This is a genomic window from Mesorhizobium sp. KR9-304 (genome assembly GCF_040049215.1).
Lineage (GTDB): Bacteria > Pseudomonadota > Alphaproteobacteria > Rhizobiales > Rhizobiaceae > Mesorhizobium_K.
In genome coordinates, this window is the sequence record NZ_JBDZDN010000002.1 from 174,269 (window position 1) to 189,090 (window position 14,822).

The following is a 14,822-nucleotide window of genomic DNA, read 5'->3' on the forward strand; positions in this document are numbered from 1 at the left end:
CGTTTCCGGCTTAAGCGACGCCGGCAGCTCGGCTCCAGAAGGAAAATCCCGCAGCAGCTCCAAATCCGAAACGAAATTCCCCCGCAGAAGAAAAAAGGAAACAGGCAGAGCGTCCATAATTCTATAAATTTAGTAGGATTTTGGTGAAATTAACGGGGACCATTGCCATGACAAGGTTTGTATCTCGCTCGCTTCTCGTCGGCATGTTGGCCGGCGCCGTACAGTTCGGCGTGCTCGGCTTCGCCTTTGCCGACACCACGCTTCTCAACGTGTCCTACGACCCGACCCGCGAGCTCTACAAGGAATTCAACGCGGCCTTCGCCGCCAAGTGGAAGGCCGACACCGGCGAGACCGTCACGATCCAGACGTCGCACGGCGGCTCGGGCAAGCAGGCGCGCGCCGTGATCGACGGTCTCGACGCCGACGTCGTCACCCTGGCGCTCGAAGGCGACATCGACGCGATCGCCAAGAACAGCGGCAAGATCCCCGCCGACTGGCGCAAGCGCCTGCCCCACAATTCATCGCCCTACACATCGACCATCGTGTTCCTCGTCCGCAAGGGCAATCCCAAGGGCATCGGCGACTGGGGCGATCTCGTGAAGGGCGACGTCCAGCTCATCACGCCGAACCCCAAGACGTCTGGCGGCGCGCGCTGGAACTACCTTGCCGCATGGGCTTGGGCGCACAAGCAGTTCAACGGCGACGAGACCAGGATCAGGGAATACATCGCCGAGCTCTACAGGCGGGCCCCCGTGCTCGACACCGGAGCGCGCGGCTCGCTGACCACCTTCGCCCAGCGCCAGATCGGCGACGTTTTGCTCGCCTGGGAAAACGAGGCGGCGCTCGCCGGCGCGGAATTCGGCGCGGACCTGTTCGACATCGTCGTGCCGCCATCTTCCATCCTGGCCGAACCGCCGGTCACGATCGTAGACGGCAACGTCGATGCCAAGGGCACGCGCAAGGTCGCCGAGGCCTATCTGAACTACCTCTATTCAGACGAGGGTCAGCAGTTGGCGGCGAAGCACTATTACCGCCCATCGAACCCTGACGTCGTTCCGGCGGACATCCTCCAGAAGCTGCCGAAACTGGAACTGGTATCGATCGACGACCCGATCTTCGGCGGATGGGCGAAGGCCCAGCCCTACCACTTCGGCGACGGCGGGGTGTTCGACCAGATTTACAGACCCGGCTCATCGAACTGAGGAAGCGCATGACCACCCTGGCCGCATCCCAGGGGTGGCGATTCAGGAAGCCGAGCGTCATCCCGGGTTTCGGGCTGACGCTCGGCTTCACGATCACCTACCTGGCGCTCATCATCCTCATCCCGCTGTCCGGCGTCGCGTGGCGTACGACCGAACTCGGCTGGGCCGGGTTCTGGGCCATAGCCACCGACGAACGCACGCTCAACGCGTTGAGGATTTCCTTCGGAGCCTCGCTGATCGCGGCCATCGTCAACGTCGTCTTCGGGACGATCGTGGCCTGGGTGCTGGTGCGCTATCGTTTCCCGGGCCGGCGCATCGTCGACGCGGCCGTGGATCTGCCTTTCGCGCTCCCGACCGCGGTGGCAGGCATCGCGCTGGCCGCCATCTACGCCCCTAATGGCTGGATCGGCCAGTTCCTCGCCCCGCTTGGCGTCAAGGCGGCGTTCACGCCCCTCGGGATCGTCATCGCGCTGGTCTTCATCGGCCTTCCCTTCGTCGTGCGCACCGTGCAGCCGGTGATGGAGGAAATCGACCGCGAAGTGGAGGAGGCGGCCGCCACGCTGGGTGCGAACCGTTTCCAGACCATCCGGCGCGTCATCCTGCCCGGTCTTGCACCCGCTGTTCTGACGGGATTCGCGCTCGCCTTTGCGCGCGCGGTCGGCGAGTATGGTTCGGTCATCTTCATCGCGGGCAATATTCCCTACGTCTCGGAAATCGCGCCGCTGCTGATCGTCATCCGCCTGGAAGAGTTCAACTACGCGGGCGCGACGGCCATCGCGGCGATCATGCTGCTCATCTCTTTCGCCATGCTGTTCGCCATCAATCTGATCCAGGCCTGGAGCCGCGGGAGACACGGTTATGGCGGTTGAGCTGATGTCGGGCATGTCCGATTCGGTCGCATCCGCTGCGCCGCGTACGCGCAGCTATCGCCGCGCCACGACTGAGGGTCCGCTCGTCAGGGGAATCCTGATCGCTCTGGCGCTCGGCTTCCTCGCGCTGTTCCTTGTGCTTCCGCTGATCGCCGTCTTCATCGAGGCGTTCCGGAAAGGCGCGGGCGAGTTCCTGTTCGCGCTGAACGAGCCCGACACGCTCGCGGCCATCCGGCTCACCCTCACGGTCGCGGCGATCGCAGTGCCGCTGAACCTCGTCTTCGGCATCGTCGCAGCCTGGACGATCGCCAAGTTCGAGTTCAAGGGCAAGGCGTTCCTGACGACGCTGATCGACCTGCCTTTCTCTGTCTCGCCTGTGATCTCGGGCCTCGTCTACGTGCTGCTGTTCGGGGCGGGATCGGTGCTGGGGCCATGGCTGAAGTCCCACGGCATCGAGATTCTGTTCGCGGTGCCGGGCATCGTGCTGGCGACCATCTTCGTGACCTTCCCATTCGTGGCCCGTGAACTGATCCCGCTGATGCAGGACCAGGGAACCGGCGACGAGGAGGCCGCCCTGTCCCTTGGTGCCTCCGGCTGGCAGACTTTCCGCTACGTGACACTGCCCAACGTCAAATGGGGGCTGCTCTACGGTGTGCTGCTCTGCAATGCCCGCGCCATGGGCGAGTTCGGCGCCGTCTCGGTCGTATCAGGCCATATCCGGGGGCTCACCAACACCATGCCGCTGCATGTCGAGATTCTCTACAACGAGTACAATTTCGTCGCGGCCTTCGCCGTCTCGACGCTGCTCGCCGGCCTCGCGCTGGTGACGCTCGTCCTCAAATCAATCCTCGAATACCGCTATGGCGACGAAATCGCCGCCGCGGCCAGGCACTAGGAGCGGCACCATGGACGTCTCGATCAAGTCGGTGCGCAAGGAGTTTGACGGCTACCCGGCGCTGCACGACGTCTCGCTCGACATCCGCTCAGGCGAACTGATCGCGCTGCTCGGCCCTTCGGGTTCGGGCAAGACCACGCTCCTGCGCCTGATCGCCGGGCTGGAGCGCCCGACTGTAGGCACGGTCTTCTTCGGCGACGAAGACGCGTCGCACCGTTCGGTTCAGGAACGCAACGTGGGCTTCGTCTTCCAGCACTACGCGCTGTTCCGCCATATGACGGTGGCCGACAACATCGGCTTCGGGCTGAAGGTGCGCCCCGGGGCCAGCCGCCCGCCCAAGTCCGAGATACGTCACCGCGCCTCGGAACTTCTCGATCTCGTCCAGCTCTCCGGGCTGGAAAACCGCTACCCGAGTCAGCTTTCCGGGGGGCAGCGGCAGCGCGTGGCGCTTGCCCGAGCGCTGGCAATCGAGCCGCGCGTGCTTCTGCTGGACGAGCCGTTTGGCGCGCTGGATGCGCAGGTTCGCCGCGAGCTCCGCCGCTGGCTGCGCGAAATACACGACAGGACCGGCCACACCACTGTCTTCGTCACCCATGACCAGGAAGAGGCACTGGAACTTGCCGACCGCGTCGTGGTGATGAGCCAGGGGCGCGTCGAGCAGGTCGGGTCGGCCGACGACGTCTACGACCGCCCGAACTCGCCCTTCGTATACGGCTTTATCGGCGATTCCAGCGCGCTGCCGGTGCGGGTGGAAAACGGTCAGCTCTGGCTTCAGGATCGCTCGATCGGCATCGAGGCCACCAGCGTGCCGAATGGCGAAGCGACGCTCTACTTCCGGCCGCACGACATCGAGTTGCTCGATGGATGCGGCGGCTGCATCGCCGGGACGGTTGCCGCAAGCCGACGCGTCGCCGGCACGCGCCGGGTGGAACTCGAAGTCGGTGGCGCGCGCGAACGCGTCGAGATCGAGTTGCCGGTTGAGCATCCGGCAGGCGCCAGCGGCCGCATCGCCTTTCGGCCCAGGCGCTACCGTGTCTTTCCCGCGCACGCGATGTGAACGTCCCCTGCCCTAATCTTTCCCCTCCCTCCCGCCATGCATTGACACCGGCCCCGATTTGAGCGACCCGGCTTGCGCCCGCTCCCGCAACCGGCCCCGCATGCATGCATACCCCGCCCGCCCCTGATCCCGACCGCCTGCACTGGCTGCCGATCGCCGCCGCCATCTCCTCGATCAGCGTCGTCGGCATCGCCATCGGGCTCGGCATGCCGCTGCTTTCCGTCATCCTCGAGAGCCGCGGCATTTCCGCCACCATGATCGGCCTGAACACGGCGGTCGCTGGGGTGGCCTCCATCGCCGCCGCTCCCATCGCCACGCCGCTCGCGGCGCGTTTCGGCGTGGTGTGGACCATGCTGGCCATGATCGCGCTCGGCGCGTTCGCCTTCGTGGGCTTCTATTTCGCCAACAGCTTCTGGATGTGGTTTCCGCTGCGCGCGGGCCTTCACGTGGCGCTGACCGTCCTCTTCATCCTGTCGGAGTTCTGGATCAGCACGTCGGCGCCGCCGCACAGACGCGGCTTCGTGCTCGGCATCTACGCCACCGTGCTGTCGCTCGGCTTCGCCGGTGGCCCCTGGCTTTTCTCGCATATCGGCAGCCAGGGGTTCTTGCCTTTCGGCGTCACCTTCTGCCTGGTCGCGGTCGCCGCCATCCCCGTGCTTGCCGCCTGGCGGGAGAGCCCCGCGATCCACGCGGAGGGCGACGAGACGACAAGCTTCGTGCGCTTCATATGGCTGGTGCCCACCGCTACGGCCGCCGTGCTCGTCTTCGGCGCTGTCGAAACCGGCGGCTTCGCGCTGTTTCCCGTCTATGGCGCGCGCATCGGCTATTCGGAGGCCGACGCGGCACTGCTCTTGAGCATGATCGGGCTGGGCAACGTGCTCCTCCAGATTCCGATCGGGATGCTCAGCGACCGCATCCGCGACCGCCGCCATCTGCTGCTCGGCTGCGCCGTCGTCGGCCTCGCCGGCACCATCCTGATGCAGCATCTCGCCTATGACTGGCACATCATGGCGGCGCTGCTCTTCGTCTGGGGCGGCGTGGTCGCGGCCCTCTACACGATAGGGCTTGCCCATCTCGGCTCCCGCCTTACGGGCCGCGACCTCGCCTCGGCCAACGCCGCCTTCGTTCTTTGCTACGGTCTGGGCATGGTGCTCGGGCCGCAGGCGATCGGCATCGGCATGGACCTCTTCGGCACCGACGGATTCGGCTGGTCGTTGGCGCTGTTCTTCGCCGCTTACATCGCGCTTGCCGCCAGCCGTTTGGCGGGCGGAACCGGCCGTTAGGTCTGGATCCTGGAGCATCGGACCGAAAAGTGCGCAGCGGTTTTCGGACAAATCCGATGCTGAAACAAAGAGATAGAGCGGCGAAGCGATTCCGATTGAGCGTTCGCCGCTCTAGACGCCGCCTGCGTCCGAGCGTCTGGGGCCGGCCTCGCTCTGGCCATTCAGCCGGTCGATCAGCCTATGGACGGTGCCGGGATCGAAATAGGCGAGATACAGAACCACCATGGTGGCGCTAAACGTATAGACCGGCAACGTACAGTAGATGATTGCGTGGAAGGCCAGGCCTGGCAGCACCAGATATCTCCGGCTTCGGGCGAACGGCATGCCGAATGCCAGCGCATATTCCAGAACGACGACCGCAATCGCCGTCACGATCGCGAGCCCGCGAAAGCCTGGCAGCGACGGATAGTCGGAGCCGGAATAATAATAGAGGAAGATATGTTCCAGCCTCGCCCCGCTGAGGAAGGCGGCGCTGGTCTTGTCGAATGCCGAAAAGAAATAGAGCACCGACATCTGCACGACGATCAGCCGTAGCCCCAGCAGATTGCCGCTTTCGGCCGGCGGCGGCTCTCCGTTCCGCTCGGCGCGGACGACCGCGAGATAGCGGTCGAGCGAATAGGATTTGCCGCATGGCGTCAGCGCCAGCAGTGTAATGGCGACGGACAACAGGTAGGTATGATGATGTACCCAGGGCGGGCGGCCGAGATCCTGCCCGAAATAGTAGACCACGAATCCGACGATGCCTGCCCAAAGAGCGGCTGTTCGGCTGTGGAAACCGATCATCAGCGCCGTTGTCGCGATGAAGAAATTGAGCGACAGCAGCAGTCCGACGGCGCTTTGATCCTTGTACAGGATCATTTCATTCGCCAGCCGCGCCCAGAAAAGAGCGGCAAGTCCTATGCGGATGAGCGCCGAGGAGCGGGACGATCCTTCGGAGTTGGCCGCCCAGTCCGCCAGCCGGAAGACCGCGTCGCGTAGCTGCTGCCGAACGAAACGGGCGGTGTCACTCGGCGCAGGCATTCCGCGCTCCCGTGTGCAGGGTTCTCCAGCCGGAGCGGACCGCCTGCCGTGCCTTGACCCGGATATCGGCTTGGGGTCCTGCCGCCGCACAGATCCGTTCGATCACCTCGGCGAGATCCTTGCGTTTTTCGATGCGCTTCAGCTTGCCCGTGCGCGGCTCATCGAGCAGCGCGAAACGATCGAGCGGGGCGAACGTCCCGTCCGGTTGGCGGATCGAGAACGACACGTCGACCATGCCAAGCCCCGGCACGCTGAACATTATCCAGGAGCGGATGGCCTTGCTGCGCAGCCCGAAAATCTGTTCGGCCACCGGCCCGCCGATCATGAACCCCGCAATGACGACGAATAAGGCAAGCCGCAGCCGCGGCGCTGACATCCAGCCCGGCTTGTCCGATATCCCCGACGATAGGACATAGGCCATTCATGCACCCTCCTGAAAAAAGCTAGACCGGCTGCTTCGGCTTCGCAATGTCCAGCTTTCTCCGCCCCATCAGTCTGAGCGCCAGGTTCCGGCCGGCGCGCAGGAAGGGATAGGCGATCCTCGCCGCCGCGGGGCGGCTGAACAGGAACGCCATCAGCCGGTTGAACACGCCGGAGCCGGTCGACAGGAACGCCAGCCGGTTGAGGCATTCGTCACCATGGTAGAGAACGCCATTGAGCTTCAGCACCATTCCGTCGTCGAGGTCGTAGCCGGCTGCCGCGATCTCGTCGACCAGCGGCCCTCCCCGCCGCGCGTCCATCAACTCCACGGGCCCCACCGCGTCGCGCAGCCGGACGAGCCGAACATAGGCCGAGCAGAACGGGCAGCCGCCGTCATAGACGATCGCCACCCGCCGTTCGCCGGATTGGTCGGCATGGTTGGCCTGCGGGTCGGAGACGCTCATGCCGTCATTCTATGCGGCCTTGAACTTTTCAGTATAGGCCCCCTTTCCTGGCCGGCAGGTCGCCGCAACGTTGGAGGCCTCAAACCGTCTCATATGTCTTGAACCCGGACACGGACTTGACTTTCGGGCAGCGATCTTTATGTGTCGCGCCAAGTTTTCCGCGTCCGGGTTCTGCCCGCGTTCAGGCGGCATGAACTCCAGACAATCCAACGGACGAAAAAATGGCCAAGGCTGCAAAACTCAAGATCAAGCTTCTGTCGACCGCCGATACCGGTTTCTTCTACGTGACGAGCAAGAACAGCCGCACGAAGACCGACAAGCTGTCGTTCCGCAAATACGACCCGGTCGCCAAGAAGCACGTCGAGTTCAAGGAAACCAAGATCAAGTAGGATCGGGTTTTCCAGACTGCATCGAAACGCCGCCTTCGGGCGGCGTTTTTCGTTGATCGTGCGGGCTGACTGCGCCCGGCGGCTGGTTGTGAACAAAAATTCCGGCCGCCGCACCGTTCAATTTTCGTAACCTGTTGTTCTTCAACGCACTTTCACCGTCGCAAATTTGTGACAGCCCGTCCTCTATCCACGCGGCACTGCATTGCAAGCGCGCGGATTTTCGAGCACAAACAGAGTGTTCGGCTAAATTCTTCACGCGTTGCTATAGAAAGAGGAAGGGGGCCGGCCGGGCATCTGACAGCGGTACGAGGAGGCCACTATGTGCCAGCGCCGGCCGGCCGACCCCACGGACCCAGGAGATGCGGCGGACCTGAGCATCATGGGGTGTCGATCAGGCGGTGCGGCTCGTTATTTCCTCGTTCCGGCGCCCGTTTTGTTAGAGCAACTTTCGCGCAAGAACGTTTGGAAATCAATACTTTCTTAACCAACCCTCGCGAATCGCTTGGATTAAGGTAAATTTCAGAAACCCGCCCTTGGCCCGTGTTTTCCGTCAGGCGGCCTTGGCCACCACCCGGTTGCGGCCGCCGCTCTTGGCCTCGTACAACGCCACGTCGGCGCGCTTCAGCAGTTCCGCCACCGAATCGACGCCCTTCTTCAGCGACGACACGCCGACGCTGACGGTGACCGTGACATCCTTACCCGCGACGGCGAACGCCGCGTCCGCGATCTCGGCGCGCACCCGCTCCGCCACCTTCCCGGCAATCGCCGCCTCGGTGTCGGGCATCACCACCACGAACTCCTCGCCGCCATAGCGGCAGGCAAGGTCGATGCCGCGCACGTTCTTGCGCAGCCGCCGCGCAAACTCGCGCAGCACCTCGTCGCCGCCGTCGTGACCGTGGCTGTCGTTGATCGCCTTGAAGCGGTCGATGTCGGTGATCATCAGCGACAGCGGCCGCCGCCGCGCCACCGCGCGGTCGAACAGAGTCTGCAAATGGCTGTCGAGGTAGCGGCGGTTGTGCAGTCCGGTCAGCGCGTCCGTGACCGCCATCTCGATCGTCTGGGTGACGCTGAGCCGCAAATGGTCGTTGTAGCGCTTGCGCTTTACCTGAGTGCGCAGCCGCGCCGTCAGTTCCTGGCGGTCGATCGGCCGGATCAGGAAGTCGTTGATGCCGAGTTCCAGCCCGCGCACGATGCGGTCGACCTCGCCCTCCTCCGCGAGCAGGATGATCGGCACGAAGCGCGTGCGGTCGAGCGAGCGCAGTTGCGAGCAGAGCCGCAGCGGATCGAATTCGGCAAAGCCGGTCGAGACGATCACACATTCATAGGGTTCCTCCGCCGCCTGGAAGAAGCCGACATGCGGATCGGTCGCCACATCGACCTTGGCCGACTCGCCGAGCATTTCGGCGACCTCCCGTCCAGAATCGGGCCGCTCGTCGATCAGGAGAATCGCCGGCGTCGCTTCGCTCTCGGGCTCGCGGCGGGACAGGAGTTCCTCGATCCCGATGTTCCGCGTCGTCGAGGCGCGCAGGCGAAGCTCGTCCGTCAACATCTTCAGCCGCACCAGGCTCCGCACCCTGGTCATCAGTTGCAGGTCGTTGACCGGTTTGGTGAGGAAGTCGTCGGCGCCCGCTTCGAGCCCGCGGATGCGGTCGGACACATGGTCCAGGGCGGTGATCATGACCACCGGGATGTGCGAGGTAGCCGGGTCGCTCTTCAGCCGGCGGCAGACCTCGAACCCGTCCATGTCGGGCATCATGACGTCGAGCAGCACGACGTCGATCTTGCCGTTCTCGCAGGTCTCGAGCGCGTCCGCGCCATTGCCCGCCGTGAATACCTCGAAATATTCGGCGAGCAGCCGGACCTCGAGCAGTTTCACATTGGCTGGAACGTCATCGACGACGAGGATGCGCGCGGTCATCAGGCGTCGCCCAGGTAAGACTTGATGGTCTCGATGAAGCGCGGGACCGATATCGGCTTGGAGATATAGGCCTCGCACCCGCCCTGGCGAATCCGCTCCTCGTCGCCCTTCATGGCGAAAGCCGTCACGGCGATCACCGGGATCTTGTGGAGGTCGTCGTCCTCCTTCAGCCAGCGGGTCACGTCGAGGCCGGAGACTTCCGGCAGCTGGATATCCATCAAAATGAGGTCGGGCTTGTGCAGCCGCGCCAGATCCAGCGCCTCCAGCCCGTTGCGCGTGCGCACGGTCTCGTAGCCGCTGGCCTCGATCAGGTCGCGAAAGAGCTTCATGTTGAGCTCGTTGTCCTCGACGATCATGACTTTCTTCGGCATCGACTTCCCGTTCCAGCTTCCCGATCCGAGCGGGCAAGCATCGCCGCAACGCCTTTTCGGGCGTCAAACCCCTGTCGAGACGTTACGACAAGAACATTGACGAAACACAAACCAATAGGGTCGAACACAAGGCTTTCCTGCCCCTGCATCCAGGGAATCGCGGCGCGCGCGCTTGCCTGCGGTCGTCAGGATAGTTACTCGGGACCCGATCCGAAAGGCCGCCTATGACAAACGACCGACAGAACCGCGAGAGTGCCGAGGCGCTGGCTATCCAGGCGCTGGGCTTCGTCGCCGCCGATCCGGAGCTGCTGCCTCGCTTCCTGGCGATATCAGGCATCGATGCAGGCGCGATCCGGCAGGCGGCCCGCGAACCCGGCTTCCTCGCCGGCGTGCTGCAGTTCATCGTCGCGCACGAGCCCACGCTGATGCGCTTTTCTGAAGATTCGGGCATTCCGCCCCAGCAGGTCTCGGCTGCGTTGCGCGCGCTGCCCTTCGGCGGCGACGACCACGACCGATCGGTCTGATGGGTTCCCGCGGCATTCAAAGCACATAACGCATCAGAGGCCGGCCGGCCTTGCGCTTGACGAGCGTTGAGAAGCCCGCCTTTTCGAAGACGCGCGTCGAGCCCACGAAAAGGCCGACCGAACGTGAACTTTTCGACTGGTCGATCGGGCAGACTTCGACCAAGCGAGCGCCATTCTCCCTCGCGAATGCAAGGCCGCTCGCTACCAACCTGTGGCTAAGCCCTTTGCCGCGTGCCTTGGCGCGCAGGAAGAAACACGAGATCGCCCATACCGCCGGGTCGGACGCATCGCCGGGATCGACCGGCGCCGAGCCCCTGCCCGCATTGTTCCACTCCGGTACGTCGGCGCGCGGACCTATCTGCATCCAGCCGATGGCTTGGCCCTCATCGAAGGCAAGCAGACCCGGCGGCGGGCCGGCCTCGATCCGCCCGCGGATGATCGCTTTCTTCTGCTGGCCGTCCTTGGTCTTGCGCGCAGCGGGCGGCAAGCGGAAGTAGGTGCACCAACAGCCGTAGCAGGCGCCCTGCTTGCCGAACAGGTCCTCGAAGGCGGGCCAGAGATCGGGCGTCAGCGGCCGAATGTCCACAGGCATATTACCCACCCTTCCGCGCCGCTTGTTCGCAACGGCGCGCTGGCATAAGATTTGCGATGTTCTCTTTATGTTCGCAGTGATGGCAATCCCTGTCAACGACCCCGAGCACGGTTTCTGCCGCGACTGCATGGCGCTGCAGGCGCGCGCCGCGCCGCGCTGCGAGCGCTGCGGCAGCCCGCGCATGGCGCGGCACCCGGAACTCTACCGGCTGCATCTCGCCCATATCGACTGCGACGCATTCTACGCGGCGGTCGAGAAGCGCGATAACCCTGCGCTGAAGGACAAGCCGGTCATCATCGGTGGCGGAAAACGCGGCGTCGTCTCCACCGCCTGCTACATCGCCCGCATCAAGGGCGTGCGCTCGGCCATGCCGATGTTCAAGGCGCTGGAGGCCTGCCCCGAGGCAATCGTTGTTCCGCCGGACATGGAGAAATATGTGCGCGTCGGCCGCGAGGTGCGCGCCATGATGCAGGCGCTGACCCCGCTGGTGGAGCCGCTCTCAATCGACGAGGCGTTCCTCGACCTCTCCGGCACCGAGCGGCTGCATGGCCGTCCGCCGGCGATGGTGCTTGCCGATTTCACGCGGCGCGTTGAACAGGAGGTCGGCATCACCGTCTCCGCCGGCCTCTCCTATTGCAAATTCCTGGCCAAGGTGGCGTCCGATTTCCGCAAGCCGCGCGGCTTCTCGGTGATCGGCGAGGCAGAGGCCGTCGGGTTTCTCGCCGAACAGCCGGTGACGCTGATCTGGGGTGTCGGCAAGGCTTTCGCGGCAACGCTCGAGCGCGACGGCATCAGGATGATTGGCCAGTTGCAGAAACTGGAGCGCGCCGAACTGATGCGCCGCTACGGCTCGATGGGCGACCGGCTTTATCATCTGTCGCGCGGGCAGGACGAACGCCAGGTCCATGCCGACCGCGACGCCAAGAGCGTGTCGGCCGAGACGACGTTCGACACCGACCTCGCATCGCCCGCTGATCTGGTGCCGGTGCTGCGCGCCCTGTCGGAAAAAGTCTCGGCGAGGCTGAAGAAGTCAGGCATTGCCGGCCGCACCGTAGTGCTGAAGCTCAAGACGCAGGATTTCAAGCTCTGCACCCGCAACCGGCAGCTCACCGATCCGACGCGGCTTGCCGACCGCATCTTCCAGACCGGGCTGCATCTCTTGGAAAAGGAAACCGACGGCACCAAATATCGGTTGTTGGGGATAGGCGTCAGCGACCTGACCGACTCGGACAAGGCTGATCCGCCCGACCTCGTCGATCTTCCGGCGCGCAAACGTGCGCTTGCCGAAGGCGCTATCGACAGCCTGCGGGAAAAGTTCGGAAGAAAGGCCGTCGAGACCGGCTATACGTTCGGCAAGGGCCGCTCGGCCCATCCGCCGGAATTCATCGAGCGGGACGAGGATTGAAGCGCTCTACGATCTGTTGAGGTCGATCTCGCATGTGACGACCTGCTCGCCGGTCTTCGGGTCGACGTCGACCGTCGTAAGCTTCATGCCGTTTTCGCCGACCTTCTGTACTTTCATCTTCGCTTCGCGGTCGCCGTTGACCGCCTTTGCCCAGCGGATCGAGAGGTCGAAAACATCACCCGTCAGCGCGCCGGAAAGGCCCGCCGGACCGGTCGTGGAGCCCAGGTAAGCGCCGGAAAATCCCGCTCCGTCGGACTTTAGCGTCACGCCGATCTTGCGCGACACGACGACCAGGCCGCGGCATTTTCCGTCCATGGAGAGGCTAGTCGGCGAGGCGTCGGCATCCATGGCGCAAGAAACCGTTACCGGCGACGAGACCGTCGTCAGGCGGAACTTGCCCTTGCCGCTCCAACTGCCGGCAAAGGAGGCGAGCATATCCGCGTCGTCGGCCAGGGCCGGCGAAACAACGAGCAAAACGCAAACACAACAAACAGAATGCGGAAAGCTCTGGTCATGACGGCCTCCGAAGAATCAGCCCGAAAGATCACAGTGGCGCGCCTTTCTCGCACGTATGTTTGACAGGCGTGTGTAAGCTCGTAGCGCTCTGGCCCAGCCGATTGGCGGCTCTAAGCGGTTGCGGCGGAACGCGGCCCTTGCCACACACCGCGCATGGCCGAAACGCATTCGACACCAAAGGCGGCGCTGTGGATGGGAGGGTCGATCGCCTCCTTCCTGACCATGACGGTCGCCGGCCGTGCCATCATGCCGGAACTCGACGTATTCCAGGTCATGGAGATGCGCTCGGTCATCGGCTGGTTCATCCTGCTGCCGCTGGTCTTCGCGTCGGGCGGCTTTGCCGCAATGCGCACCAAGCGGCCGCTGCAGCACATCGGCCGCAACGTCGTGCACTATGCTGGCCAGTTCGCCTGGCTCCAGGCGCTCACCATGATACCGCTGGCGCAGCTCATCTCGATCGAATTCACCACGCCGATCTGGGGCGCGCTGCTGGCGGTTCTGTTCCTCGGCGAACGCATGAACGCGCGCAAGATCGCGGCGATTCTGCTCGGCATTGTCGGTGTGCTCGTCATCGTGCGGCCCGGCGCGACAGCGGTGGATCCCGGCCACCTCATCATGCTCGCGGGCGCCGTCGCCTTCGGCATCTCCGTGGTGATGGTGAAGTCGCTCACCCGCACCGACAGCGTCGTCGCCATCATTTTCTGGATGCTGATCATCCAATCCATCATCGGGCTCGTTCCGGCGATCGCCGTCTGGCGCACGCCGACGCCAGAGATGTGGCCGTGGATCCTTCTGGTATCCTTCACCGGCATGTCGTCGCATTTCTGCATGGCCCGCGCCCTGTCCTATGCGGAGGCGACGGTCGTCATGCCGATGGACTTCCTGCGGCTGCCGCTGTCGGCGCTGATCGGCTTCCTGCTCTACAGCGAGCGAATCGATCTCTTCACCGCCATCGGCGCGGCGCTCATCCTGACCGGCAACCTTTTCAATCTCCAGCGCCGCGCGCGCGAACCTGAAGTCGCGACATCCTGAGCATCAGGTCCCTTCGTCGGGGATTTTCAGCAGATGGCCGCAGGCCTTGCAGTGCACGGCGTCCGGCTCGTGCCTCTGCAAAGCGCAATGCGGACACTCGTAAAACACCTTGTTCGGCCGGAAGACGGCCTGCGCGAGCTTCACGAACAGCGAGATGCCGACGATCATCGCCACGATCGAGGTCAGCTTGCCGGCGACGCCGGGCAGCGTGATGTCGCCGAACCCGGTGGTGGTGATCGTCGCCACCGTAAAGTAGAGCGCATCGACATACCCTTCGATGCCGGCCCCGACGCGAAAGAAGAACGTGTAGACGAAACCGGTGACTATGAAGAGGAAAGTCACAAGATTGACGACCGCGATGATGGTCTCGCGCCAGGGACGCAGGCCGCGGCGATTGAGCGGCCGCCACAGGACATGACTTCTAGCCAGCGACCACAGCCGCAAGATCCGTAGGAAGCCAAGATTGGCGAGCGCCTGCGGGAAAAGCAGGGTGGCCAGGATGAAGATATCGACCCAGGAGGTCGGCTGCTTCAACAGCCGCAGCATACTCGTCGAGGCGAGCAGCCGCGCGACCATGTCGGCAGCGACCAAGGCTGCCACCGAGTAGTCGATCCAGAGGAAGGAGCGTGTCTCCGACAGCACCGGCGTCGCGATGAAGAAGGCGATGATGGCGAAGTCGATGACGATGACCGCCATCTGGAACCGGAATGCCGCCGGAGTGCGACCGTGATAGAGCCGGCGCAGCTTGTCGCGAAGCCACGTGATGCCGGTCAGGGGCTTTTCGTCGCCGTCGGCCGGTGTCAATGTCACGAGTGAGGCCCCTCCAGCGCCGCCTTGCAAGGCGGCAAGCTACAACGCGTCGGCA

17 protein-coding genes are annotated in these 14,822 nt (G+C 64.1%); 9 read left to right on the top strand and 8 right to left on the bottom strand.

The features are described from left to right. Positions 1–167 precede the first annotated feature (167 nt). From ABLE71_RS13100 to ABLE71_RS13120, 5 genes are all read left to right on the top strand, one after another. Positions 168–1,202 (top strand): sulfate ABC transporter substrate-binding protein, encoded by a 1,035-nt coding sequence (locus ABLE71_RS13100; RefSeq protein WP_348783888.1) that lies wholly within the window; start codon positions 168–170, stop codon positions 1,200–1,202. A gap of 8 nt (positions 1,203–1,210) precedes the next feature. Then, entirely contained in the window at positions 1,211–2,071 is an 861-nt protein-coding gene (gene cysT / locus ABLE71_RS13105; protein WP_348783889.1) for a sulfate ABC transporter permease subunit CysT, read from the top strand. 13 nt (positions 2,072–2,084) lie between these two features. Beyond that, positions 2,085–2,966: a sulfate ABC transporter permease subunit CysW gene (cysW, locus tag ABLE71_RS13110; protein WP_348784471.1), complete on the top strand. Its 882-nt coding sequence runs from the start codon at positions 2,085–2,087 to the stop codon at positions 2,964–2,966. Positions 2,967–2,976: 10 nt separating this feature from the next. Beyond that, entirely contained in the window at positions 2,977–4,023 is a 1,047-nt protein-coding gene (locus ABLE71_RS13115; protein ID WP_348783890.1) for a sulfate/molybdate ABC transporter ATP-binding protein, read from the top strand. A 104-nt stretch (positions 4,024–4,127) separates the two neighbouring features. Next, on the top strand, positions 4,128–5,306 hold the full coding sequence (locus ABLE71_RS13120; RefSeq protein WP_348783891.1) for an MFS transporter: 1,179 nt from the start codon (positions 4,128–4,130) through the stop codon (positions 5,304–5,306). 111 nt (positions 5,307–5,417) lie between these two features. Here ABLE71_RS13120 and ABLE71_RS13125 read toward each other — a convergent pair whose 3' ends face one another. The 3 genes from ABLE71_RS13125 to ABLE71_RS13135 form a co-directional block, all read right to left on the bottom strand. Continuing rightward, complete coding sequence (locus ABLE71_RS13125; protein ID WP_348783892.1) at positions 5,418–6,326, bottom strand: HTTM domain-containing protein; 909 nt, start codon at positions 6,324–6,326, stop codon at positions 5,418–5,420. Further along, positions 6,310–6,702: a hypothetical protein gene (locus ABLE71_RS13130; RefSeq protein WP_348783893.1), complete on the bottom strand. Its 393-nt coding sequence runs from the start codon at positions 6,700–6,702 to the stop codon at positions 6,310–6,312. Before ABLE71_RS13130 ends, ABLE71_RS13125 begins: the two co-directional genes overlap by 17 nt. Positions 6,703–6,769: 67 nt before the next feature. Continuing rightward, on the bottom strand, positions 6,770–7,210 hold the full coding sequence (locus tag ABLE71_RS13135) for a DCC1-like thiol-disulfide oxidoreductase family protein (RefSeq protein ID WP_348783894.1): 441 nt from the start codon (positions 7,208–7,210) through the stop codon (positions 6,770–6,772). Between the two features lie 221 nt (positions 7,211–7,431). Here ABLE71_RS13135 and rpmG point away from each other — a divergent pair, with 221 nt between their 5' ends. Further along, positions 7,432–7,599 (top strand): 50S ribosomal protein L33, encoded by a 168-nt coding sequence (gene rpmG, locus ABLE71_RS13140; protein WP_292765048.1) that lies wholly within the window; start codon positions 7,432–7,434, stop codon positions 7,597–7,599. Positions 7,600–8,149: 550 nt separating this feature from the next. Here rpmG and ABLE71_RS13145 read toward each other — a convergent pair. Both ABLE71_RS13145 and ABLE71_RS13150 read right to left on the bottom strand, forming a co-directional pair. Further along, complete coding sequence (locus ABLE71_RS13145; protein ID WP_348783895.1) at positions 8,150–9,517, bottom strand: PleD family two-component system response regulator; 1,368 nt, start codon at positions 9,515–9,517, stop codon at positions 8,150–8,152. After that, positions 9,517–9,888 (bottom strand): response regulator, encoded by a 372-nt coding sequence (locus tag ABLE71_RS13150; protein WP_348783896.1) that lies wholly within the window; start codon positions 9,886–9,888, stop codon positions 9,517–9,519. The genes ABLE71_RS13145 and ABLE71_RS13150 overlap by 1 nt, the downstream gene beginning before the upstream one ends. A 224-nt stretch (positions 9,889–10,112) precedes the next feature. Between ABLE71_RS13150 and ABLE71_RS13155 the strand changes: the two genes are divergently transcribed. Beyond that, positions 10,113–10,412 carry a DUF3572 domain-containing protein gene (locus ABLE71_RS13155; protein ID WP_348783897.1) on the top strand — a complete coding sequence of 100 codons (300 nt, stop codon included), beginning with the start codon at positions 10,113–10,115 and terminating at the stop codon, positions 10,410–10,412. Positions 10,413–10,428: 16 nt separating this feature from the next. On the opposite strand, the gene ABLE71_RS13160 is transcribed toward ABLE71_RS13155, so the two are convergent. Continuing rightward, positions 10,429–11,004, bottom strand: a complete 576-nt coding sequence (locus ABLE71_RS13160) for a GNAT family N-acetyltransferase (RefSeq protein ID WP_348783898.1) — start codon at positions 11,002–11,004, stop codon at positions 10,429–10,431. 67 nt (positions 11,005–11,071) lie between these two features. Between ABLE71_RS13160 and ABLE71_RS13165 the strand changes: the two genes are divergently transcribed. Further along, positions 11,072–12,409 (top strand): DNA polymerase IV, encoded by a 1,338-nt coding sequence (locus ABLE71_RS13165; protein WP_348783899.1) that lies wholly within the window; start codon positions 11,072–11,074, stop codon positions 12,407–12,409. Positions 12,410–12,415: 6 nt separating this feature from the next. Here ABLE71_RS13165 and ABLE71_RS13170 read toward each other — a convergent pair whose 3' ends face one another. After that, positions 12,416–12,844, bottom strand: coding sequence for a hypothetical protein (locus ABLE71_RS13170; protein ID WP_348783900.1), 429 nt, complete (start codon positions 12,842–12,844; stop codon positions 12,416–12,418). Positions 12,845–13,078: 234 nt separating this feature from the next. Between ABLE71_RS13170 and ABLE71_RS13175 the strand changes: the two genes are divergently transcribed. Further along, positions 13,079–13,957, top strand: coding sequence for a DMT family transporter (locus tag ABLE71_RS13175; protein ID WP_348783901.1), 879 nt, complete (start codon positions 13,079–13,081; stop codon positions 13,955–13,957). Positions 13,958–13,960: 3 nt separating this feature from the next. Here ABLE71_RS13175 and ABLE71_RS13180 read toward each other — a convergent pair whose 3' ends face one another. Further along, positions 13,961–14,761: an ion channel gene (locus tag ABLE71_RS13180; protein ID WP_348784472.1), complete on the bottom strand. Its 801-nt coding sequence runs from the start codon at positions 14,759–14,761 to the stop codon at positions 13,961–13,963. Between the last annotated feature and the right edge of the window lie 61 nt (positions 14,762–14,822).

Coding starts and splice junctions, on each gene's coding strand:
- ABLE71_RS13100 (WP_348783888.1), top strand. CDS start 168: ATGACAAGGTTTGTATCTCGCTCGCTTCTCGTCGGCATGTTGGCCGGC.
- cysT (WP_348783889.1), top strand. CDS start 1,211: ATGACCACCCTGGCCGCATCCCAGGGGTGGCGATTCAGGAAGCCGAGC.
- cysW (WP_348784471.1), top strand. CDS start 2,085: ATGTCCGATTCGGTCGCATCCGCTGCGCCGCGTACGCGCAGCTATCGC.
- ABLE71_RS13115 (WP_348783890.1), top strand. CDS start 2,977: ATGGACGTCTCGATCAAGTCGGTGCGCAAGGAGTTTGACGGCTACCCG.
- ABLE71_RS13120 (WP_348783891.1), top strand. CDS start 4,128: ATGCATACCCCGCCCGCCCCTGATCCCGACCGCCTGCACTGGCTGCCG.
- ABLE71_RS13125 (WP_348783892.1), bottom strand. CDS start 6,326: ATGCCTGCGCCGAGTGACACCGCCCGTTTCGTTCGGCAGCAGCTACGC.
- ABLE71_RS13130 (WP_348783893.1), bottom strand. CDS start 6,702: ATGTCAGCGCCGCGGCTGCGGCTTGCCTTATTCGTCGTCATTGCGGGG.
- ABLE71_RS13135 (WP_348783894.1), bottom strand. CDS start 7,210: ATGAGCGTCTCCGACCCGCAGGCCAACCATGCCGACCAATCCGGCGAA.
- rpmG (WP_292765048.1), top strand. CDS start 7,432: ATGGCCAAGGCTGCAAAACTCAAGATCAAGCTTCTGTCGACCGCCGAT.
- ABLE71_RS13145 (WP_348783895.1), bottom strand. CDS start 9,517: ATGACCGCGCGCATCCTCGTCGTCGATGACGTTCCAGCCAATGTGAAA.
- ABLE71_RS13150 (WP_348783896.1), bottom strand. CDS start 9,888: ATGCCGAAGAAAGTCATGATCGTCGAGGACAACGAGCTCAACATGAAG.
- ABLE71_RS13155 (WP_348783897.1), top strand. CDS start 10,113: ATGACAAACGACCGACAGAACCGCGAGAGTGCCGAGGCGCTGGCTATC.
- ABLE71_RS13160 (WP_348783898.1), bottom strand. CDS start 11,004: ATGCCTGTGGACATTCGGCCGCTGACGCCCGATCTCTGGCCCGCCTTC.
- ABLE71_RS13165 (WP_348783899.1), top strand. CDS start 11,072: ATGTTCGCAGTGATGGCAATCCCTGTCAACGACCCCGAGCACGGTTTC.
- ABLE71_RS13170 (WP_348783900.1), bottom strand. CDS start 12,844: ATGCTCGCCTCCTTTGCCGGCAGTTGGAGCGGCAAGGGCAAGTTCCGC.
- ABLE71_RS13175 (WP_348783901.1), top strand. CDS start 13,079: ATGGCCGAAACGCATTCGACACCAAAGGCGGCGCTGTGGATGGGAGGG.